This is a genomic window from Aquirufa nivalisilvae, from assembly GCF_003143535.1.
GTDB lineage: Bacteria > Bacteroidota > Bacteroidia > Cytophagales > Spirosomataceae > Aquirufa > Aquirufa nivalisilvae.
Genome location: NZ_CP029346.1, coordinates 1,386,907 through 1,409,316, shown reverse-complemented (window position 1 = coordinate 1,409,316; position 22,410 = coordinate 1,386,907). Strand labels below are relative to the sequence as shown.

The 22,410-nt window shown below is 36.8% G+C and carries 21 protein-coding genes and 1 other RNA gene; 13 read left to right on the top strand and 9 right to left on the bottom strand.

All coding sequences use genetic code 11. The annotated features are described in order from the left end of the window. Nucleotides 1–71 precede the first annotated feature (71 nt). On the top strand, nt 72–1,463 hold the full coding sequence (locus HME7025_RS06250; RefSeq protein ID WP_109322806.1) for a Gfo/Idh/MocA family protein: 1,392 nt from the start codon (nt 72–74) through the stop codon (nt 1,461–1,463). A gap of 191 nt (nt 1,464–1,654) precedes the next feature. Here HME7025_RS06250 and HME7025_RS06245 read toward each other — a convergent pair whose 3' ends face one another. Then, on the bottom strand, nt 1,655–3,268 hold the full coding sequence (locus HME7025_RS06245) for an ABC-F family ATP-binding cassette domain-containing protein (protein WP_109322805.1): 1,614 nt from the start codon (nt 3,266–3,268) through the stop codon (nt 1,655–1,657). 118 nt (nt 3,269–3,386) lie between these two features. Between HME7025_RS06245 and HME7025_RS06240 the strand changes: the two genes are divergently transcribed. Both HME7025_RS06240 and coaD read left to right on the top strand, forming a co-directional pair. Then, on the top strand, nt 3,387–4,097 hold the full coding sequence (locus HME7025_RS06240; RefSeq protein WP_161956216.1) for a DUF3822 family protein: 711 nt from the start codon (nt 3,387–3,389) through the stop codon (nt 4,095–4,097). Next, entirely contained in the window at nt 4,087–4,557 is a 471-nt protein-coding gene (coaD, locus tag HME7025_RS06235; RefSeq protein WP_109322803.1) for a pantetheine-phosphate adenylyltransferase, read from the top strand. The genes HME7025_RS06240 and coaD overlap by 11 nt, the downstream gene beginning before the upstream one ends. Here the strand turns inward: coaD and HME7025_RS06230 are convergent. Next, nucleotides 4,527–5,222: an NUDIX hydrolase gene (locus HME7025_RS06230; RefSeq protein WP_109322802.1), complete on the bottom strand. Its 696-nt coding sequence runs from the start codon at nt 5,220–5,222 to the stop codon at nt 4,527–4,529. The two genes, coaD and HME7025_RS06230, sit on opposite strands and share 31 nt — an antisense overlap. A 100-nt stretch (nt 5,223–5,322) precedes the next feature. Between HME7025_RS06230 and pyrE the strand changes: the two genes are divergently transcribed. Continuing rightward, on the top strand, nt 5,323–5,961 hold the full coding sequence (gene pyrE, locus HME7025_RS06225; RefSeq protein WP_109322801.1) for an orotate phosphoribosyltransferase: 639 nt from the start codon (nt 5,323–5,325) through the stop codon (nt 5,959–5,961). Between the two features lies 1 nt (nt 5,962). Here the strand turns inward: pyrE and dprA are convergent, their stop codons facing one another. Both dprA and HME7025_RS06215 read right to left on the bottom strand, forming a co-directional pair. Beyond that, nucleotides 5,963–7,063: a DNA-processing protein DprA gene (gene dprA, locus HME7025_RS06220; RefSeq protein WP_109322800.1), complete on the bottom strand. Its 1,101-nt coding sequence runs from the start codon at nt 7,061–7,063 to the stop codon at nt 5,963–5,965. A 36-nt stretch (nt 7,064–7,099) separates the two neighbouring features. After that, a complete protein-coding gene (locus HME7025_RS06215) occupies nt 7,100–7,429 on the bottom strand; it encodes a MerR family transcriptional regulator (RefSeq protein ID WP_109322799.1) in 330 nt (109 codons plus the stop codon). 126 nt (nt 7,430–7,555) lie between these two features. Here HME7025_RS06215 and alaS point away from each other — a divergent pair, with 126 nt between their 5' ends. Genes alaS through HME7025_RS06195 form a run of 4 tightly spaced genes read left to right on the top strand, consistent with a single transcriptional unit; the run spans nt 7,556 to nt 13,231 of the window. Continuing rightward, nucleotides 7,556–10,192, top strand: coding sequence for an alanine--tRNA ligase (gene alaS / locus HME7025_RS06210; RefSeq protein WP_109322798.1), 2,637 nt, complete (start codon nt 7,556–7,558; stop codon nt 10,190–10,192). 8 nt (nt 10,193–10,200) lie between these two features. Next, nucleotides 10,201–11,175, top strand: a complete 975-nt coding sequence (locus HME7025_RS06205) for an aminodeoxychorismate synthase component I (protein ID WP_109322797.1) — start codon at nt 10,201–10,203, stop codon at nt 11,173–11,175. A gap of 3 nt (nt 11,176–11,178) precedes the next feature. Next, the gene (locus tag HME7025_RS06200; protein WP_109322796.1) at nt 11,179–11,778 is read left to right on the top strand and encodes an aminotransferase class IV; all 600 of its coding nucleotides are present in this window, start codon (nt 11,179–11,181) and stop codon (nt 11,776–11,778) included. Between the two features lie 19 nt (nt 11,779–11,797). Further along, nucleotides 11,798–13,231 carry an ATP-dependent DNA helicase gene (locus HME7025_RS06195; protein WP_109322795.1) on the top strand — a complete coding sequence of 478 codons (1,434 nt, stop codon included), beginning with the start codon at nt 11,798–11,800 and terminating at the stop codon, nt 13,229–13,231. A 1-nt stretch (nt 13,232) separates the two neighbouring features. Here the strand turns inward: HME7025_RS06195 and HME7025_RS06190 are convergent, their stop codons facing one another. Next, a complete protein-coding gene (locus HME7025_RS06190) occupies nt 13,233–13,733 on the bottom strand; it encodes a MarR family winged helix-turn-helix transcriptional regulator (RefSeq protein ID WP_109322794.1) in 501 nt (166 codons plus the stop codon). 104 nt (nt 13,734–13,837) lie between these two features. Between HME7025_RS06190 and HME7025_RS06185 the strand changes: the two genes are divergently transcribed. The 3 genes from HME7025_RS06185 to HME7025_RS06175 are packed head-to-tail and all read left to right on the top strand — an operon-like array spanning nt 13,838 to nt 17,769. Next, a complete protein-coding gene (locus HME7025_RS06185) occupies nt 13,838–14,875 on the top strand; it encodes an HlyD family secretion protein (protein ID WP_109322793.1) in 1,038 nt (345 codons plus the stop codon). A gap of 4 nt (nt 14,876–14,879) precedes the next feature. Then, the gene (locus tag HME7025_RS06180; RefSeq protein WP_109322792.1) at nt 14,880–16,463 is read left to right on the top strand and encodes a DHA2 family efflux MFS transporter permease subunit; all 1,584 of its coding nucleotides are present in this window, start codon (nt 14,880–14,882) and stop codon (nt 16,461–16,463) included. A 4-nt stretch (nt 16,464–16,467) separates the two neighbouring features. Further along, nucleotides 16,468–17,769 carry a TolC family protein gene (locus HME7025_RS06175; protein WP_109322791.1) on the top strand — a complete coding sequence of 434 codons (1,302 nt, stop codon included), beginning with the start codon at nt 16,468–16,470 and terminating at the stop codon, nt 17,767–17,769. Here the strand turns inward: HME7025_RS06175 and ald are convergent, their stop codons facing one another. After that, entirely contained in the window at nt 17,770–18,855 is a 1,086-nt protein-coding gene (ald, locus tag HME7025_RS06170; protein WP_109322790.1) for an alanine dehydrogenase, read from the bottom strand. A 215-nt stretch (nt 18,856–19,070) separates the two neighbouring features. Between ald and HME7025_RS06165 the strand changes: the two genes are divergently transcribed. Beyond that, nucleotides 19,071–19,544 carry an Lrp/AsnC family transcriptional regulator gene (locus HME7025_RS06165; protein WP_109325031.1) on the top strand — a complete coding sequence of 158 codons (474 nt, stop codon included), beginning with the start codon at nt 19,071–19,073 and terminating at the stop codon, nt 19,542–19,544. A 40-nt stretch (nt 19,545–19,584) separates the two neighbouring features. Then, nucleotides 19,585–19,956, top strand: a transfer-messenger RNA (tmRNA) gene (ssrA, locus tag HME7025_RS06160). Nucleotides 19,957–19,984: 28 nt separating this feature from the next. Here ssrA and HME7025_RS06155 read toward each other — a convergent pair. Genes HME7025_RS06155 through HME7025_RS06145 form a run of 3 tightly spaced genes read right to left on the bottom strand, consistent with a single transcriptional unit; the run spans nt 19,985 to nt 22,408 of the window. Further along, nucleotides 19,985–21,235 (bottom strand): DUF3570 domain-containing protein, encoded by a 1,251-nt coding sequence (locus tag HME7025_RS06155; protein ID WP_109322789.1) that lies wholly within the window; start codon nt 21,233–21,235, stop codon nt 19,985–19,987. A 9-nt stretch (nt 21,236–21,244) separates the two neighbouring features. Next, on the bottom strand, nt 21,245–21,457 hold the full coding sequence (locus HME7025_RS06150) for a DUF4266 domain-containing protein (RefSeq protein ID WP_109322788.1): 213 nt from the start codon (nt 21,455–21,457) through the stop codon (nt 21,245–21,247). 9 nt (nt 21,458–21,466) lie between these two features. Further along, nucleotides 21,467–22,408, bottom strand: a complete 942-nt coding sequence (locus HME7025_RS06145) for an FAD:protein FMN transferase (RefSeq protein WP_109322787.1) — start codon at nt 22,406–22,408, stop codon at nt 21,467–21,469. Between the last annotated feature and the right edge of the window lie 2 nt (nt 22,409–22,410).

Below are 22,410 nucleotides of genomic sequence, written 5' to 3'. Positions count from 1 at the left end.
TTTGCAGGTTAGATTAGGGTTTTTTATTTCCAGATAATTTGTAATTTGGAAAACACAAAAGCTACAAACACATGGAAAAAAGTAGACGCCAATTTATTCAATCGCTCAGTGCTGGTACATCCCTCCTTTTGGGAGGAATTCCTTTGCTAGGAGCTGATGAAAGGCCATTGCCACAGATATTAGAAAAAATTAAAGTAAGTCCAAACGACACCATTCGCATAGGATTAATTGGATCAGGTATTATTGGTCATTATGATACGACCACAGCACTTAAAGTGCCAGGCGTAGAATTGGTGGCAGTAGCCGATTTATACCAAGGTAGATTAGATCGTGCACAAGAAAAATGGGGTAAAGATATTTTTGCAACTAGAAATTACAAAGAGATTTTAGCCCGTAAAGACATCGATGCTGTATTAGTTTGTACAAGTGACCATTGGCATGACCACATTACGATTGATGCGCTTAAAGCTGGTAAACATGTGTATTGTGAAAAACCGATGGTTCACCATGTGGAAGAAGGATTAGCTGTTGTTGCTGCCCAAAAAGCCAGTGGAAAAGTTCTACAAGTTGGTTCTCAACGTGCAAGTTCTGTCGTATTTCAGGAAGCCCGTAAATATTATCAGCAAGGAACCATTGGTGAAATAACTTATGTAGAAGCATATACTGATCGAAATTCAGCCAATGGCGCATGGCAATATTCCATTCCGACAGATGCTAGTTTGCAAACTGTTTCATGGGATACATTTTTAGGAGATGCTCCTAAAGTGCCATTTGATCCAGTTCGCTTTTTCCGTTGGAGAAATTACAAAGCCTATGGAACGGGTGTGGCCGGTGATTTATTTGTTCATAATGTTACTGGATTACATACGGTAACCAATTCATTAGGACCAGAAAGAATTTATGCTCAAGGTGCCCTAAATTATTGGAAGGATGGACGTGATGCATATGATTTATTAACTGGTTTTATGACATATGGAAAAACGGAGAATCATAATGCCTTTCAATTCATGACCCGTGTCAATTTGGCTGATGGAGCTGGTGGAGGTGAAGGGACTCGATTAATTGGTACAGAAGGTGTTATTGAAGTGAAAAATAGAGGCATTAAGATCAAGCATTTCAAAAGAGCTAAAGTAGCTAGTATGGGAGGTTATGATTCTTTGGAAAGTTTCCCAAAAGCCATGCAAGACGCCATGTTAGCTGATTATAATGCTAAGTATAGTCCAGATGATAGAAGAATGAAAGTGTTGGATGAAATAGAATTCAATGCCCCTCAAGGTTATGATGACCGTTTAGACCACTTTATCAATTTCTTTGATTCGATTAGAACTGGTAAACCTGTATTTGAAGATGCCTCTTTTGGATTAAGAGCGGCTGGACCTTCGGTTTTATGCAATACTTCCGTGGAAATAGGCAAACCAATTGAATGGGATGCTTTGAATATGAAAGTAAAAAAAGCCAAGTAATTGATATTGATTATCAACTACTTACACCTTGAATTTGAATTTTTCGAATAGCTTTGTTCAGTGAGCATTGAAACTGTCATCTTAGAGCTTAGATTTGTCAACTTTTAAAAAGTTGACAAATCTTAAGTTGACAAATCGTAAGTGACGATTCTTAAGTGATAATTCCGAGTTGACAAATCTAAGCTCTAATATTATAAATTAACCCGCTGTGATTTTACTGTACTATCAGTAATGAATTCATCATAGGTCATTAATTTATCTAGACATGATTTTGAACCAAGTTCAATGACACGACTAGCCACAGTGTTAGTCAATTGGTGGTCATGACAAGTGAATAAAATAGTTCCAGGAAATTCAATCATCCCATTGTTTAAAGCCGTAATTGACTCTAAGTCTAAGTGGTTAGTTGGCTCATCAAATAAAAGCACATTTGCTCCCGATAACATCATTCTGGAGAACATACAACGTTGCTTTTCTCCTCCAGAAATTACCGTACATTTTTTCAAAGCTTCATCCCCTGAAAACAACATTCTTCCTAAAAATCCTCGAATAAAACTTTCATCTTTTTCAGTAGAATACTGACGTAACCAATCCACCAGATTCAATGAGTCATCTTTAAAGTAAGATGCATTATCATTAGGCAAATAGGTTTGGGTAGTTGTAACTCCCCATTTAAAATCCCCACCACTAGCCTTTCTTTCTCCCATTAATATATCAAACAGAGCTGTAATGGCTAAGGAATCTTTGGCTAAAAATGCTACTTTATCTCCTTTATTAATCGTAAACGATAAATTAGAGAAAAGAGTAATTCCTTCTTCTGTTTTATAGGATAAATTATCAACACTTAATAATTGATCCCCAGCTTCACGCTCAGGCTTGAAATTGATAAATGGATACTTACGAGATGAAGGTTTAATATCTTCCACTTGTAACTTATCCAACATTTTCTGACGAGCAGTAGCTTGCTTCGATTTGGCTACGTTAGCCGAGAATCGACGAATAAACTCTTCTAGCTCCTTACGCTTTTCATCAGTCTTCTTATTTTGATCTGTTCTTTGTCTTGCTGCTAATTGAGATGATTCATACCAAAAAGTATAAGTTCCACCATACAGCTGAATCTTTCCAAAATCAAGGTCCGCAATATGCGTACATACATTATCTAAAAAGTGACGATCGTGAGAAACCACAATCACTGTATTTTTGAAATTCTGTAAATAGCCTTCTAACCACATGATGGAATCTATGTCCAAGTTGTTCGTAGGCTCATCTAGTAATAATATATCTGGATTCCCGAATAATGCTTGCGCCAAAAGCACTTTCACTTTCTCAGATCCATTGATATCTTTTAATAAGGAATAATGAATATCCTCTTTGATCCCTAAACCGCTCAATAAAGTAGCAGCTTCTGATTCAGCTTCCCATCCATTTAATTCAGCAAATTCCGCCTCTAAATCAGCTGCTTTGTTACCATCCTCCTCTGTAAAATCCTCCTTCATATAAATGGCATCCTTTTCTAACATAATGTCATACAGGCGTTTATTACCCATAATGACCGTCTGAAGCACAGGAAATTCTTCGAATTCAAAGTGATTTTGCTTTAAAATCGACATCCGCTCGCCAGGATTCATGCTAACGCTTCCAGTCTGAGAATCAATTTCTCCAGAAAGAATCTTTAAAAATGTAGATTTACCTGCACCATTGGCACCAATCAATCCATAACAGTTTCCTTCCGTAAATTTGATATTTACTTCCTCGAATAATACTCTCTTCCCAAATCGTAGGGAAACATTAGACACCTGTAACATAGCGTATTTAATTAAATAAGGCGCAAAATTACTCAATTTGAGCCTAGAAAAAAATGAATATTTTTATTCCTATCCCATATTTTTTTTGCAATTTCAACCTCTATACCTAGCAATAGCCTTGGAAAAATTGAATTCCTCTTCTGATGTTGACTCCTTGAACACTCTTGTTCTCCATTTGCACGAAGATGGATTAGAATTCCAATATGGCCAGGAATTAAGCTCAGGCCATATTGAATGGAACAAGTCGAGTAAAATTCAAAAGGATTTTTGGGAGAAAAAAGGAATTTTGCCATCCACTTTAACCCATGTTGAAGTTTTTCTTTGCCATCAACATTTTTTGCTTATTCCTCATAAATACGACAGTCCCATTTATCGAATCGGTTTTTTAGAAAAAGCATTAGGCGAAGAAACCTTAGTTGGGCAAGAAATTCATGGACAAAGTATTCCATCAGAAGCAGCCAATTTACTCTTTTTAATTCCAAGTGAATGGAAAGATTTAATAAGTTACTGGTTTCCTTTGGCCCAAATCTCCTATCATCATGAGTTAGAACATCTCCTGTTACATTCTCAAGATAACGGATTAAGCATTTCTATTTACCGCCATCAGGCTAACATTGTATTAAGAAAATCAGGCAAACTAGTATTAGCCAATATATTTCCGTTTTCAAAAGCCACCGAATTAGCTTTCTACATTCACTCGATTCGTGATAGTTATTTTTTAAAATGGAATCCAGCCAGTATTCACTGGTTTGGTGAATTAGATTCTATCTTAGCCGAAGAATTAGCTCAATTTAAGATTTTTACCCCATCCATTTCTCATGAAGCATAGAACTGCTTTTTTTCCTGGTTCCTTTGATCCTTTTACCAAAGGCCATGAAGATATTGTTTTAAGAGCATTAGCCTTATTTGATGAAATTGTCATAGGCATAGGACACAATTCAAGCAAGTCTAGGTATTTTTCTTTAGAAAAAATGAAGGAAGCTATTGAGAAAACATTTGAAGGAAAACCTATTCGCGTAGTAACATATCAAAATTTAACTGCTACTGTAGCCAAAGAAGTTGGGGCTCGTTTTATCATTAGAGGATTAAGAAATACAACGGATTTTGAATATGAAAACTCTATTTCGCAAGTAAATAGGCACATTAATGAAGAATTAGAAACCGTATTTTTAATTACTTCACCTCATTTAGCTCCCATAAGCTCTACCATCATTCGAGACTTGCACCGCTATGGTAGCTCAATTAATCAATATTTACCTTATAATTTAGAAGAAGAACAAAGTAATTGAAATCGGTGAATGACATAACGTATCGAACTATATGTATTTGTCATGGCTTTATTCATAGCAGCAGGTCCTAACCATTCTACTTTTTCAATATTTTCTTCTTTCTGAGGAATTAGCTTCGTATTTCCAATTGAATTCATTAAATACCACTTCGTTTTCTTTAGTATTCGCTGATTCTTATGGGTATAAGTATGGTAGGTAGTACAAAGTTTTTGATCTAAAACAGCCTTAACATTACATTCTTCCTCCACTTCTCTAACTGCTGCCTTTTTAAACTTCTCTCCTTTTTCAAGCTTTCCTTTGGGTAAATCCCATTTACCCAATCGTAACATCCACAACACCTTATCCTCTGAATTTAAAACCACACCACCGGCCGCTTCCAACAACTGATACATGCCAAAAATCCTTTGTTTGAAAGGTTTTATATCCTTTACTAAAATATAAACGGAATCAAAAGTTGCACCTGGCTTTTGGTGTAAACCATGTATCAACTTCTCCATTTGATCTAATGTCAAATTCAAAATACACGTATGCCCTTTAAAATCGGATAATCTCACGGGCTGAAGGCGAGCATCAATCACTAATTCGAATTCATCCCCTAATGGTATGGCATGTTTTTTTGATTCCTTGTAAATGCGAATCGGACGGTCGTCTATAAACAATATCATAGTTTGAATTCAGAATTTTAGTTGGCAAAAATAGAATTAAATAATGAAAGATAACTTGAATAAACTATTTTTGTATCTATAATCTTTGAAACAAATTCGTATGCCTGATTTTACTATTTCACAAGAAGTTGCCCAACACCTTTTAAGCGTAAAAGCTATCCAATTAAGACCTGATCAACCATTTAAATGGGCTTCTGGATGGAATTCTCCGATTTACTGTGACAATCGCATTTCTCTTTCCTACCCTGAGGTAAGAACTTACATTAAAAATTGTTTATCTGCAGCCGTTAAAGCCTATTTTCCTGAGGTTGAAATCATCGCGGGTGTAGCTACTGCAGGTATCGCACAAGGGGCCTTAGTGGCTGATTATTTGGACCTTCCTTTTTGTTATGTAAGACCAGAGCCTAAAAAACATGGAATGGGTAATCAAATAGAAGGACATATCGACAAAGGGCAAAAAGTTGTTTTAATTGAAGATTTAATTTCCACAGGAGGTAGTTCATTAAAAGCTGCCGCTGCTTTGCAAGAGGCTGGTGCCGAAGTCTTAGGAATGGTAGCCATCTTTACTTATGGTTTCCAAATCGCAGAAGACAATTTCAAAAACCATGGAATACCTTGTATTACGTTAAGTAACTATGATGTCTTGATAGATGAAGCGGTTAAATTAAATCACGTTACAGAAACTCAATTAATGACATTACAAGATTGGAGAATCAATCCAAGTGAATGGCGTAAGTAAGTCATTTCAATACATATCGATGGCCTGGCAATGTTTTTATGAAACCTTGAAACTCCAAGTTCAACAAAAGCATTGCCAGTTGATTGATTCCTTTTTGCAATTTCCAAGCCATTTCATCCATAGCCAACACCTTTTCTTGGTGTAACAATGCCAATATTTGACTCTCATCATCTGTCAATTGACTCCACAACAGGCTTTTATTCTTCTCAATTTTATTTGGATTTGATTGCCAATTTAATTGTTCCTTGCAACTGAGCCAATCTGTGAAAATATTTGCTTGGTTTTTCTGAATCAAGCGATTGCAACCTTCTGAGAATACTTTTTGCAAATTTCCTGGTACTGCAAATACTTCTCGATGGTAGTTATTGGCATATTCTGCCGTAATTAATGCTCCACCCTTTTCTGCTGCTTCTACCACTATCGTCGCATCTGACATGCCAGCAATGATTCGATTTCTCATTGGAAAAAATCTAGGATCAGGTTTTTGATGAAATGGGTGCTCTGATATAATCCCACCCAATTCCATCATTTGATGTGCATACTTAATATGTAAAGAAGGATAAATTCGCTGAAATCCACCTGCTAAAACGGCAATAGTTGGCACATTCATTTCTATACAAGCTTGATGTAAAGCTATGTCAATTCCGTAGGCCAATCCACTAACAAATAATACATCATCATCTATTGATTCCTTGACTATTTGATAAGTAATCTCTTTCCCATATTCTGTTGCCTTTCTAGTCCCAACCAGTGCCAATACTTTCTCTTGTTGAAAATTGACATTTCCCTTAAAATACAACAACAATGGGGCATCATATAATTGCTTTAAGCGATTAGGATAGCCCTCATCCAAATAAAAGAATAGTTGTATTCGCTCCTTAATACAATCAGAATATATTCTTTCCGCTACTTTCAACACCAGATTGGACTTAACCTCGTGGGCAATCATGGGTCCAATGTGGGGTACTTTCTGTAAAACAGAGGTGGTCGAATGAAAAACTTGTTTGGCTGATCCTAAGTAAGATATGAGTCGGCGAGCATTGACTATGCCAATTTGAGGTACTAAACTTAGAGCTATTTGAAATACTTTTTCTTCCTCCATCGGGATTTAAATGAATCATTTCCCGAAAGAAAAAAATCATTCTCCCAAATCCTCGCGAAGTCCTTGTAAAAACTGTCGAATTTCAGTTAACTGATTAATTAATGGAGTATTTACATTTTTCGCTTCTCCTCGGTGATTAATAGCTTGTTTAGCTCCCTCAATCGTTAAACCTTTTTCTTCAATCAACTGAATCAAAACTTTAATCTTCTCAATATCCTCAGGTGTATATTTCCGAATTCCGCTGGAGCGGCGTTTAGGCATCAAATGAGGGAATTGAGTTTCCCAATACCTCAATTTAGATGTTTTCACCTTAAAAATCTCGGCGACTTCAGAAATTGAATAATACTGTTTACTAAACTGCTCCATCTAATAAATTAAAACCTTGTTATGATGCAAAATCAAGAATTCGAATAAAAACACGTAATTTTGCACTTCCTTTGATTAGAAAAATCAGGAAGAAATAAAATTACCCATAATTTCGATATTAAACCAATGACTTCAACGGAGATCCGCCAGCATTTTTTAGCTTTTTTTCAATCGAAAGGACATTTAATTGTACCATCTGCCCCATTAGTTGCCAAAAATGACCCTACCCTATTATTTAATAATTCAGGGATGGCTCAATTCAAGGATTTTTTCTTGGGAAATGGTACTCCTCCATCGAAAAGAATTGCTGACACACAAAAATGTCTTCGTGTTTCTGGAAAACATAATGACCTAGAAGATGTAGGTTTTGACACTTACCATCATACGATGTTTGAAATGCTAGGTAACTGGTCTTTTGGTGATTATTTCAAAAAAGAAGCTTTGGCTTGGTCTTGGGAATTATTAACAGAAGTCTATCAATTACCCAAAGAACGCATATATGTTTCCGTATTTGAAGGAGATGCCAAAGATGGTGTCCCTTTTGATCAAGAGGCATTTGATATTTGGAAAGCCATTGTCGGAGAAGAAAGAATCATCCTAGGTAATAAAAAAGATAATTTCTGGGAAATGGGTGAAACCGGCCCTTGTGGACCTTGTTCTGAAATCCATATCGACTTAAGAAATCAAGATGAAGTGGATCGAATTTCTGGAAAATCATTGGTTAATGCTGACCACCCTCAGGTAGTGGAAATTTGGAACAACGTTTTCATGCAGTTTGAACGTATGGCTGATGGGTCTTTGGTTTCTCTCCCTTCTAAGCATGTCGATACTGGCATGGGCTTTGAACGACTATGCATGGCGATTCAAGGAAAACAATCCAATTACGATACGGATGTTTTCCAAGGCAGCATTCAGCATTTAGCTAAGAAAAGTGGAATAGCGTACGGTCAAGATAAATGGACCGACATAGCTATGCGTGTAATCTCTGACCATATTCGTGCCATTGCATTTTCTATTTCGGATGGACAATTACCTTCCAATGCCAAAGCAGGTTATGTCATTCGCAGAATTTTACGTCGTGCCGTTCGGTATGGATATACCTATTTAGGCTTCAAAGAGCCATTCATGTATGAATTGATACCACTTTTAGCTCAGCAATTCAAAGGAGTTTTTGACGAACTTATTTCGCAAGAAGCGTTTGTTGCTAAAGTGATTTATGAGGAAGAAGTATCATTCTTAAGAACACTTTCCACTGGATTGGTGCGATTGGATAAATTAATGGAAGATACTCAAGCGAAAGGAACTCAAATTTTAACGGGTGAAGATGTATTTGAATTAAATGATACCTATGGTTTCCCAGTAGATTTAACCGCATTGATTGCCCGTGAAAAAGGCATGGATATCGATGAACCTGGATTCCAACTTGCCTTAAATGCTCAAAAGAACCGTTCGAGAAAGGACGCGGGCGCTAGCGCAGAAGATTGGGTTATCTTATTTGATAGTGATGAAGTTTCCTTTGTTGGATATGATCATGCTACTTGGACTACTCGTATAGTGAAATACCAAAAAGTGCAGAATAAAGCGGGTATACAATATAAAATTGTTTTAGAAAGTACCCCATTTTATGCTGAATCAGGTGGACAAGTGGGTGATTCAGGATTTTTAGTTTTCAAAAAATCAGGTACAAAAATTGAAATATCTGATACAAAAAAAGAAAACGATTTAATTGTACATTGGACTTCAGATCCAGCCATTGAACAGGTGGCACAAGAAGAGGAAGTAGTAGCGCAAATTGATGAAACCAGAAGAAAAGCCATAACGAATCATCATAGTTCTACTCACTTAATGCAAGCTGCCTTGCAACAAATTCTGGGTAAGCATGTAGCACAAAAAGGTAGTTTAGTCAATGAACAATTATTACGTTTCGATTTCTCTCATTTCCAGAAAGTGACAGATGAAGAATTGAAGCAAATTGAAGATATGGTCAATGCCAAAATTGTGGCCAATATCCCTCAATTGGAAGAAAGAAATGTACCGATTGCACAAGCCAAAGAAAAAGGAGCTATGGCTCTATTTGGTGAAAAATACGGTGATTTCGTTCGTGTAATCACTTTTGACCCGAATTATTCGGTAGAACTTTGTGGAGGAACCCATGTGAATTCAACTGGGGAAATTGCCTTGTTCAAAATTTTATCAGAAAGCTCAGTAGCCACAGGTGTTCGACGTATTGAAGCGGTTACATCTCAAAAAGCCTTTGAATTATTGAGTGAACAAGCTGCTCAATTAGATCAAATCAATGAACTTTTAAAATCTCCAAAAGATATCATTAAAGCAGTAGTTAGCTTGATAGAACAAAATTCGAGCTTACAAAAGACCATTGCCCAATACCAAGCTCAGGAGATTAAATCATTGAAATCTTCATTAACGCAGCAAATTTTAGGCAAAGGTGAGCTCCTATATTTAATCCAACAAGTGAACGTTCCCAATGCGGATGCCTTAAAAAACTTAGCCTTTGACTTGAGCAATGAACATCAAAATTTATTCTGTTTATTAGCTGCTGAAATAGAAGGTAAAGCCAGCTTAGCCTTAGCAATCTCGAAAGAACTAGTTACGTCCAAATCCTTAGATGCTGGAAAAATTATTCGTGAATTGGCCAAAGAAGTACAAGGTGGCGGAGGTGGTCAAGCATTTTTAGCTACTGCTGGAGGACAAAAACCAGAAGGAATTCCACAAGTAATCCAAGCGGCTCAACAATTCATTTAAAATTAACCATGAAGGACATTCCTTTTATCTCTCTTGATCAAGCAGCCTTGGGCATGGATCAATGGGGTGTGGAGGGACGTCCTTTTGTCTTTATTTGTGATTACCTAGGCGAAAATGTTTGGTGGGGAACTGAAGAAGACGCCCGAAAATGGGGAATCATATTTGAGTTCAACCAAAAACAAAGCACAGGCTATCTAGGAGAAATTCAATTCGATAAATATCCAATTAGCTACAAAGATTACTTACAAAAGTTTAATCAAGTTCAATCAGGTTTAAAACGTGGGGACTCATTCCTAGTGAATCTCACCTTCCCTACGCCCATCCAAACAAATCTTAGTATAGAAGAGATTTTTTTGCATGCTCAGGCTAAGTATAAATTACTCATTCAAGATCAGCTTGTTGTTTTCTCTCCCGAACCATTTATTCACATTGAAAACAATAAAATTCAAGCCTTTCCTATGAAAGGAACTTTAGCTGTTAATGAAAAAAATAGACCTGATGATTTACGTATTGATGCAAAAGAACAGGCGGAGCATGCTACAATCGTTGATTTAATCCGAAATGATATTTGTCGAGTCGCCTACCCCATTCAAGTTGAAAAATATCAATACATTGAACAAGTAAAGACTCATAGTCAGGATTTATGGCAAATGTCTTCTTTGATTTCTGGAGAAATAATGCCAGAATTCAAAAATAAATTGGGAAGTATTCTAAAAGCCTTATTACCAGCAGGTTCCATTACAGGAGCCCCAAAAGCCGCAACCATGGACATTATTAAAAAATCAGAGGGTTATGAGCGAGGGTTTTATACTGGAATTATGGGAAAATATGATGGAACTACCTTAGATTCAGGAGTTTTGATTAGATTTATAGAACAAATTGAAGAAAATTTAGTTTTTAAAAGCGGAGGTGGAATTACCGTCTTCTCTGATCCTGAAAAGGAGTATTTGGAATTAATCCAAAAAGTTTACCTACCAATTTAAAAAATGCCCACATTTTTAGAAACCGTTCATGTTTTAAATGGCGAAACACTTCATCTAGATTATCATCAAAAAAGAATCAATGATGTCTTTCAGTTTTACTATCCAAGTTCTCCTGTTCTAAACATTCATGATTTTTTTGCAAGCTTAGAAATTCCTCAGCAAGGAAGTTATCGTACGAGATTGGTATACCGAACAGATTGGGAATTTCATGAGTTTATACCCTATCAATCAAAAAATATCTGCAAATTAACGATCGTTCCTACAGGTGATTATGAATATACCTTTAAGTATGCCGATAGATCGCATATCCTGAAAAAAATAGCCGAACATCCTGAAGCTGATGATATCATCTTTTCTAAAGATGGAAAATTACAAGATTCAAGCATTGCCAATTTAGCATTCAAGCAGGGAGATGCCTGGTATACCCCCAAAGAACCTTTACATTGGGGAACCACTCGTAGGAGATTAATTGATGAAAAATTAATTGAAGAAAGAGATATTTTAGAATCAGAATTAAAAGATTATAGCCATATCTGCCTAATCAATGTATTTAGGCCGCTTTCCATGGAAAACGCACTTTTGCTTCCCGATTCAATTGTGTAAATTGTGTCTTCTTTAAGACATGAATCCTTCCAAAAGTCCTTCTTTTCTGTTGCATCAAAAGTTCCCCTTTGAGCCTACACCCTCACAGACAGCTTTGTTTCAGAAATTAAATGACTTTATCATCAACAAAGACGAATGGGGCGCCCTCACCTTTATCATCAAAGGATATGCAGGGACAGGTAAAACTACGGTCATTTCTACCCTCATTAAAATATTAGCTAGCTTCGGTTATAAGACCCAATTATTGGCTCCAACGGGTCGAGCCGCCAAAGTGATGGCGAATTATGCCAAGAAAAAAGCATTTACGATCCACAAAAAAATATACCGACAAGTCAGTAATCCAAATTCAGGAGCCCTCGTGTTCCAGCGAATGAATAATTATGCAACTAACACTGTTTTTATAGTTGATGAGGCATCCATGATTACCGATGAGTCTGATTTTGGCTCCAATAGTTTATTAACGGATTTAATTGAATATGTTTTTACAAATCCAGAAAATGGGCATACAGGCAACAAATTAATTTTTGTGGGTGATACTGCCCAGTTACCTCCAGTAGGTAAAAGCCTCTCTCCTGCTCTTTCCAAAGACTATATCAGCAGTGAATTTCATATGGAAGTGATGGACCACGAATTGACGGACGTCATGCGACAAGATATAGATTCCGGGATTCTGTACAATGCGACCAATCTCCGTGAATTATTGAATCAGGCTTCTCATCAAATTCAATTTAATACTCAATCATTCAAAGATTTTTTCAAAATGTCTGGAGAAAAAGTCGAAGATGGTATGCAATATGCCTATCGGAAATTTGGGAAAGAAGAAACTATTTTGCTTACTCGGTCAAATAAAAGTGCGGTTCAATACAATGAATTTGTTCGGAGATCTATTTTGTATCAAGAAGATGAAATCAGTTCTGGAGATTTATTAATGATTGTTCGAAACAATTACCATTGGTTGGATGAAGATTCTCCAGCAGGATTCATAGCAAATGGTGATTTTGTAGAAGTAATGAAAATCAAAAGACAAGAAGACATGCATGGTTTTCGGTTTTTGAATGTAAGTCTACGCTTGTGCGACTATGAAGACCATCCCGAAGTGGAAGCAAAAATATTACTAGATACACTTCACTCAGCTGAGTCTGCCTTAGGAAAGGATGCTAATAAAAAGCTATATGATTCAGTATGTGAGGATTATGCTCATATAACCAAGAAAAAAGAAAGAATGGAGGCTATTAGAAAAGACCCCTTTCTTAATGCTCTTCAAGTCAAATTTGCCTATGCCTTAACTTGTCACAAATCACAAGGTGGACAATGGAAAGCTGTTTTTGTGGATCAAGGTTATCTAAAAGAAGAACAAATTGATGCTGAATATATTAGATGGTTATACACGGCTATTACACGAGCCACTCATGAACTATTTTTAGTTAATTTTCACGAACGCTTTTTCCCCTAAACTAGATTTTTGTACTGGCTATTTTGTCATTGATACTATCGACACTCTCCAGTTCATCATAGTGAGATACGATTTCAGTTAGAAGCTGATTTAACTGCGCCAATCGTTCTCTACCAATAATTTCAGCAAATTTTTGCTCGATATGAGTTCTAGATTTCATTAAATCTTCCAAAAATTGATTACCTTTCTCTGTACAAAATAAGAGAGTGGAACGTAAGTCTTGAGGATGAATTTGAGAAATCAGGTAACCTTCTTGAATAAGCTCATTGACCAACTTACTCATAGCTTGCTTACTCACTTTCGCTTTTTTGGCCAAATCAGTCGTAGTTACTCCCTGTTCAGCAAGATTCATTAAAACAATGATATGCCCTATTTTGAAGTTTTCATAACCTAAACTTCTTAAATAAGTGCCATTCATTGATTGAACAATACGATAAGATTTTACCAAAAGTCTTGATAAAAACATGTGCTGGGGATATTCAGTTGGTGTAATCTGGTCCATGGTAGATTATTCTATCATGCAAAAATACAAAAATAAAATAATTAGTCAACTAACTTGACTTTATTATAAATGCTTCTTTACTTTGCAACACTAAAAATCGTACCATGTCTACTCAACAAAAACCAAAATCTCATCTTCCTAAAATCATTTTAGCGGTAATCTTAGTCGTAGGAGGTTTTTTCGGTTACAAGAAATACCATTATGCTACTACGCATGAGGATACCGACAATGCTCAGATTGAAGCCTATTTCATTCCAGTATTACCTCGAATGGCAGGATTTGTAAAAAAGGTCTATGTCAATGATTATGATCAAGTAAAAAAAGGTCAAATCATTTTAGAAATAGATTCTGATGAAGCAGCATTAGCATTGGAAGAAATGCAAGTGGAAGTTGATCAAGCAAGTTCTGACATAGAAAGTGCCAAAGCCAATTTAACCAACTTAACAAAAAGTATTGAAGCACAACAAAGCCAAGTAAAATCAGCAGAGTTAGCCAATAATAAATACAATCGCGATGTTACCCGAAATGCGGCTTTGGAATCAGCTAAAGCGATTACTCGTCAACAATTAATTGATAGCCAAGATCTGGCTGAACAATCAGCCATTAAACTACAAGGGGCAAAAGCTGAATTAGTTAGCACTCAATCTAGATTAGGCATCTTACAAGCTACGCTACATAAAGCCGAGATTGCATTAAAACTGAAAAAGGTTAAAGTTCAGCAACAACAATTGAAATTAAGCTACAATAAAGTTTATGCTCCTGCTGATGGTAAAATTGGCAAGAAATCTGTAGAGCCTGGCCAATTCATTCAAGTGTCACAACCATTGATGACGATCATGGATGACAGTCGCTATTGGGTGGTGGCTAACTTTAAAGAAACTCAAGTAGAATCCTTACAAGTTGGCATGGGAGCCGATATTAAAATTGATGCTTACCCTGATATCACCTTAAAAGGTAGAATATTATCCATTTCTGAATCAACAGGTGCCAAAACAACCTTACTTCCTCCTGATAATGCGTCGGGAAACTTTGTTAAAGTAACACAACGCATCCCTGTGAAAATTGAAATTCTGAACACCGATAAATACAAGGATATTTTACGAGCAGGATTATCATTAGATGTTTCGGTTCCCATAAACTAATACCATGCAAAGGCCTCAGGGATTCGCAAAAATCATCATCGTTCTCACGACGATTACCGCAGCTGTCATGGAGTTGTTGGATACCACGATTGTGAACGTGGCCCTCAATCAGATAGCCGGAAATCTTGGAGCAACGATTGAAGATATAGCCTGGGTAATTACCAGTTATGCGATAGCCAACGTAATTATTATCCCGATGACGGGATTTTTAGGAGAATATTTTGGTAGAAAAAACTACTATTTAGGCTCTATGATCCTTTTTGGTATTGCCTCCTATTTTTGTGGGATGAGTGATAGCTTATGGGAATTAGTCTTTTGGCGTTTTTTCCAAGGTATTGGTGGAGGAGCCTTACTATCCACATCTCAAGCTATATTATTTGATGCATTCGAAGTAGAAGATCGCCCAATCGCATCTGGTTTTTTTGGCATGGGTATCATTCTAGGCCCATCTTTGGGTCCAGTGTTGGGTGGTTACTTAGTGGATAATTACGAGTGGAACGACATTTTCTATGTTAATATCCCTGTCTGCATATTGGCAACTATTCTAACCATTGTTTTCATTGATCGAAAAGAAGGCGAAGGCCAACATCGAAAGACCATGGAAATCGATTACATTGGAATAGCCTTATTAACCTTGGGAATCGGAAACCTGCAGTATATTTTAGAAAAAGGAGAATCTGAGAATTGGTTTGAGTCAAGAACCATCAACACCATGGCAGGATTATGTGCCATTGGATTGATTGGATTCATTTGGAGAGAATTAACCACTGAACATCCCGTTATCAACTTAAAGATATTCAAGAACAAAGTGTTCGCCATGAGTACGGTATTTAATTTGGTAAGTGGTTTTGGTCTATTCACCTCCGTGTTCATTTACCCCATCATGGTACAGCGAATCAATGGCTTAAGTTCAACAGAAACTGGACTATCCTTGATGTATCCGACATTACTTGGTGTCATCCTATTCCCTATGATTGCCAAATATTTGTCTTTAGGTGGTAAGCCTATTCCTGTTATGGGAGTCGGGATCTGCATATTCATCATATTTGGTTTTATTGGTGGGTCAGCTACTCCAGAGATGGGCCGTTGGGATTTCTTCCCCATGCACCTTTTGCGTATGATGGGAGTAGCTATGTTGCAAATGCCTTTAATTAATCAAGCCGTTGCTGGATTAAAACCCTCTGAATATCCTGCTGGAATTGCCTTGAGTAATATGATTCGGCAATTGGGAGGTGCGTTTGGTATAGCAGTTGCCAATAATTACGCGACACACCGTGCAGCCCAACATAGAACGGATTTGTTAGCCAATATTCAAGTGGAAAATCCTTTATTCCAACAAAGAATCCAGGGATTGACACAAAATATGATGCAAAAAACGGGGGACTTTGTTCGAAGTGGGGAGGCTGCATATCGACAATTAGATGCCATGGTAAATAAGCAAGCTTATTATTTGGCATACTTAGATACATTCCGTTTAGTGTCCATTTTATTTATGTGTATACTACCTTTCTTATGGTTATTACGTACCCCTAAGAAAACCAAAGAAGAATTAGAAAAAATCATGAAAGCCAGTGAAGAGGCTCATTAATCATATGAAAAAATATATCTTACTCTTATCCTATACTTTGTTGAGCTCTGCTGTAATAGCTCAATCAAAGGGACTACCTGAATTAATTCAAGGTATTTTACAACATTCTCCAGCTTTAAAAGGACAAAGAAACCTGATAAAAATGGGATTAGTGAAAACCCAAATTCAGGAATCTTACGGAAAGCCTGTGATTGGTGCTGAAATTGGTGTTACCCGAATTGATCCTGTTGCCAAAGCTAGTTTTAACTTTGGTGGAGCCAATTCAACCCTACAGTTTCAACCCAACATGAATTACAATTCTCAATTTGTAGCGAATCACGTATTATATGATTGGGGAAGAAATGCCATGGCCATTGAAAAAACACGTTTAGAAACACAATTAAGTCAAGCTCAAATTGAGCAACAAGAATTCCAATTGGGTTTCCAAATTGCTAATCTATACCAACAAATTGTTTTCAATAAAAAAGCGATTCAAGTACAAAAATCGCAACTGAAGCGCATAGAAAGTAATTTTCAGATCATTATAAAGCAATTAGCTTTGGGAGAAGCCATTGAATATGATAAAATAAGTCAGCAAGTAAAAATTGCGAATCAAGAGAGTAAGATTTTAGAATCAGAAAATCAGGTGGCTCGCATGCTGGACTATTTAAGTACCTTATTAGGTGGCAATGCTGAGTCATATTTAGTTGAAAATCCTCAAATTTGGCAAGCTCAAACAGCCAAACCAATTGAATCTTTTACAAATCCAGAGATTACTCAAATTAAGGCTCAGGAGGAAATTGTCAATAAGAGCATCGAATTAGCTAAGTCGGAGAATACCCCTACCTTGGCAGGATTAGCTACCTTAGGCTTAAAAAATGGATATGTCCCTAGAATAAATGGAGAAACACCAGCTTTTGCAGATGATTTTAAAGTAAATAGTGTTTTAGGCCTTAAATTAAGCATTCCTATTTATTCAGGGAAAAGAGGAAGCTACCAAACAGAATTAGCTACCATTCAAAAAGAACGTGTTGCTTTTCAATTAGAAGATGCCCGTGAAAAATTAGGTACTGAGTGGAGACAAGCTCAATTGAATCATCAAAACTACGTAAAGAAAGCTGCTACCCAGAAAGAGGTCGTTGCACAAGCCCAATACGCCTTAGATTTAGCAAATACGCGCTTTAAGCAAGGCTTAATTCGTCGAATTGAATTAGATCAAGCAGAATCTATTTTAGAAGAATCCCAATTGATGCAAGCTCAGTTTGATTATCAAGTGAACCTACAACAATTGGAATTATATAGAATACAGGGAATTAAAATCTGGTAATTATAAATCAAACAAGATTGCCAAAGCGGGATTTTGCAATTTACCCTCGTAAATCGTTAATCCATTAGCTAATGCTTGGTTATGAGTACATGCTACATTCCAACCTTCTTTGGCTATTTGTTGGACATAAGGTAATGTCGCTTGGGTCAATGCTAAAGTAGACGTTTGAGGTACTGCCCCAGGCATATTTGCTACACAATAATGAAGAATTCCATCTATTTCAAACACGGGATTCTCGTGCGTAGTAGGTCGACAGGTTTCTATACATCCACCTTGGTCCACGGCTACATCTACTAGTACAGTACCTGGACTCATTCTTTTTAAATCTTCCTTTTTGATCAGGTGCGGTGCCTTAGCTCCATGTAAAAGTACGGCTCCAACAATTAGGTCGGCTTGAGGTAGATTATCTTGTATAGCTAACGAAGTAGAATATTGGGTAGACACATTGGCAGGCAATATATCTTCCAAATAACGCAATCGAGCTAGATTAGTATCCATAATAGTTACATTTGCCCCAAGACCAGCCGCCATTTTGGCAGCCTGTGTACCTACTACTCCTCCTCCCAAAATCACCACATTTGCTGGTTTTACCCCGGGAACTCCACCTAACATTTTACCTTTCCCGCCTTGAGCTTTACCTAAAAAATAGGCTCCCACTTGAATGGCCATTCTACCAGCCACTTCTGACATAGGAATTAATAATGGGAGACTTTTATCTGGTAATTCCACGGTTTCATAAGCAATACAAATCGCTTTACTAGCAATCATTGCTTGGGTCAATTCTTTGGATGCTGCAAAGTGAAAATAAGTGAACAGAATTTGGCCCGGTTGAATCAGTGGAAATTCTTGCGCTAAAGGTTCTTTCACTTTAACAATCATTTCAGATTTCTCATAGACTGATTTAGCATCTGGTAAAATTACAGCTCCAACTTGAGTGTAAAAATCATCTGAAAAACCAGAACCAACACCTGCTTGACTTTGAACATACACTTGGTGACCTTGAGCCACCAAGGATTGAATTCCTGCAGGCGTTAAACCTACCCTGAATTCTTGATTTTTTATTTCTTTAGGGACGCCAATGATCATGATAATTTGATTTTAGCTTGTTATAAAAAAAGAACGGCCAACGAAAAATTTCGCTGGCCGTTACCTTTGATGAAGTATAATACTTTACAAATATAAAAAAGACGAAAAATATTTATGTATATCACATATAAATAAGGAATTATTTCTGTTAAATGCATTTTAAAAGGAATTTATTCTATAAATTAACTTTCTGTAAACATAAATCCGAAAAAATTATGGCTTCCAAACTCATCCTAGACGCTCTTGATTTAAAGATTTTAAAAATCATTCAAGGAAATGGGCAAAAGAAACTCAAAGAAATAGCTTCCCAAGTCAATTTATCTCTATCTCCTACCCATGATCGTATCCGAAAATTGGAAAAAGATGGATATATCATGTCTTATGTAGGTTTGCTCAATAGGAAAATGTTGGACTTAGGTTTATTGGTACATTGCCAAGTAACCTTAGAAAAGCAGAACCGTAAAAATTTCAAAGAATTTGAACAAGCCATTCAAGCGTTTCCAGAAGTATTATCATGCCATTTGGTTTCTGGGAACTTTGATTATTACTTGATGGTTGTAAGTTCGGATGTAGAAAGCTACAACCGCTTTTATCAAGAGAAATTAGCTGTACTTCCAACTGTCGCACATATCAATAGTTTATTTGTGATGGATGAAATAAAACAAAGTACAGAATTACCTATTCCTTGACAAAGGGCTATATAATGTTGTACCTTTGTGTTTCTACTATGGGGTCGACCGGTTTTGACAGCTTATGTCGGTCGGTGGTAAGCACGTCGGGAGTTGTAGGCATTTCCTGTTTAAAAAACCTTCGAATTATAACTGGCAATACACAGTATGCCATGGCTGCTTAATCTTAGAGATTAATCAATTTGCCATCGTTCAGCCTTCTCCAAACTCTGCCGAGGAGGGCATCTGAGCGTCGACATGCAGAGTCGATAAGTTCGAATTTCTCTACGGACTTGTTAGTATCCAGAGGATAAGTTGAGAGTTTGGGTCTGATGTGAACCCGCTTTTGATCGAAAAAGAATCACAGCTAAACGTGTAGAAAGCTATTGTTCGCTAGGTTTGGACGAGGGTTCGAATCCCTCCGACTCCACAAAAAAATCTCCCAGAGCTGGGAGATTTTTTTATTTAATCTTAATATGTGCTGAAATACTATGGCCATACATGCCATTGGATCGGGAATAATACCCATATCGAATTTCTAAGGAGCTCCAATTTAACAATCCTGCGATACCTCCTGGTGGTGCTAGACGAATTCCCATTCCAACAAACTGACTCGTAAAACTAGATATATCATAATCAGAAGTATAAAATAATTCAGAAGGCTCATGCTGTGCATAAGCTTTAAAGTACTTCACTGCTGTTTGGGTATTAAATCGGTAAAATGGGCTAATGGAGAAGAATGGGGTAATCTTATATGGGATTTCTAAATTGGTGGTATGTGCAGTCATTCCCCAATCATCCACATAAGCTCGATAAAAAGCACGAATAACCGTTCTATCTCCCGCAAAATAACTCAATCGTAAACCAATAGGTAATTTAAATCTGGTTCCAGGTAGTTTCTCCACAGTTTCATTTCCGTTGGTAAAATATACCCGATGAAAGGGAGTACTCAACAGACCTTCCTGATAACTAGGCTCAATGATTGCCATTACTTGTAATCGTTGATTAATTACTTGCGACAATGAAAACGATGCATTGTAGGAGTTTCTGGGCTTATATGCAATTCCCCTTTTATCTCCTTCTGCGCCAGAAGGGTAAGTCAATGGCCTTAATTCCGAAGGTAAAATAGCCATATAAGTATCGAAAAAAGCACCTCCTTTAATCGAGAATTCCCGATTTTTATCCTTAGAAAGCTTAGTAATAAACGCATTAAAACCATGAGATTTATAATCATATTCCGTGGAATAGGAATAACTAAAACCATGTGTGGTTCTTAAAACATCATCTTTCACCGACCAAGATAAACTTGGATAAATATGCGTATCCTTTCTGGATGCTGAAGAAACCGTTAACGGATCAATTTTGTCAGAAGAAGCTGATGAATAAAAATCTATATTCATATCAGCTGTAAAACTGTGCAAACGGTTAAAGCGATCTAATTTTGAGAAACGTAACTCAAAAGAATTGGCAAAATCTGTCAATCGCTCGGTGCCAATTCCTCCTGTGATAGCAGAATTATTTCCATCTTGAAAATAATATCCACTAACAAGATTGGCTTCCTCAAATTTCAAGGTCCTTTTCTTGTAAATCGAAGAACTATCCGACGATGAAATAGATGTAGCATTCCTTTGGTTGAATGTCAAATACTCTTGCGAGCGTGCCCCTTGCAAAAATGAACAGTAAAGACCTATGCTTAATATTACTTTTTTCATGACATCCTTTTAATTACAACCGCAACCTCCCCCGCTCTTACCACCATTGGCTCCAGAAGCTCCTTCCCGATAGAGATAAAAACTTTGCTCGAATTTCTCCGATTTTCTAGATGACAATTCCATTTCTGAATCATTGATTCTGCTCTTCTGAAACTCCTTCACAGAAGTACATGATTGCAAAAGAATTCCAAGAAATAAACCCAACCAATGGTATCTCTTCATAAGTCTATGTTATTTTAACAATTCTAATTGTTGCCTTTTAATGCTTTCTGAATAAAACACCTGATTATCATCGTCGATGACAACACAACCTAAACCAGGTATTTGATTTATTAAATCTAATCCAATTGAAACTCCCATCACGGCTATAGGCGTAGTTAAGGCATCAGCCAATTCAGCAAAGGGAGCAAAAACCGTCACACTCTTTATACCTTGAATTGGATAACCTGTATTTGGATCTATCGTATGTGAGTATTTTTTACCGTCAATCACGACAAATTTTTCATAATTCCCAGATGTAGCTACGGATGAATTTTTCAAATCAAAATGAGCTATTATTTGATCGGATTGATCTGGATGAACAACGCCAATTGACCATGGTTTTCCATTTTCCTTATTACCCCAGGCACATAAATCACCCGATGCATTCACCAATCCATGTTGGAATCCCAATGATACTAGTAGAGCCTTAGCTCGATCTGCCGCATATCCTTTACCTATTCCACCAAAGCCTAATCGCATTCCTCTCTTTTTCAAAAAGATACTCTTATTATGAATATCTAATTCAACCTGCTGATAATCAATCAACTGAACGGATTTTTTTGCTAATTCAGGACTAGGCAATTGAGTCATTTTTTGATCAAAGTTCCAAAGACTTTTATCCATAGATCCATAAGTCAAATCAAAGGCTCCTTGAGTCAAATCCGAAATTCGTTGAGCTCTCTGAATCAATTCAAATACCTCGGCATCAACGATTACTGGTGAAATTCCAGCCATTTCATTAATTTGATTCGTTTGAGAATCAGGTCGATATGTACTTAATAATTGCTCAATACGCTGAATTTCAAATACAGCCTTTTCTAAGGCTGCCCGAGCGTCCAATTCATTTGACCCAACGACCGCTAAGTCGAAACGGTTACCCATCAATAAATCTGTCCTTTTAAAAAGAGGCATTC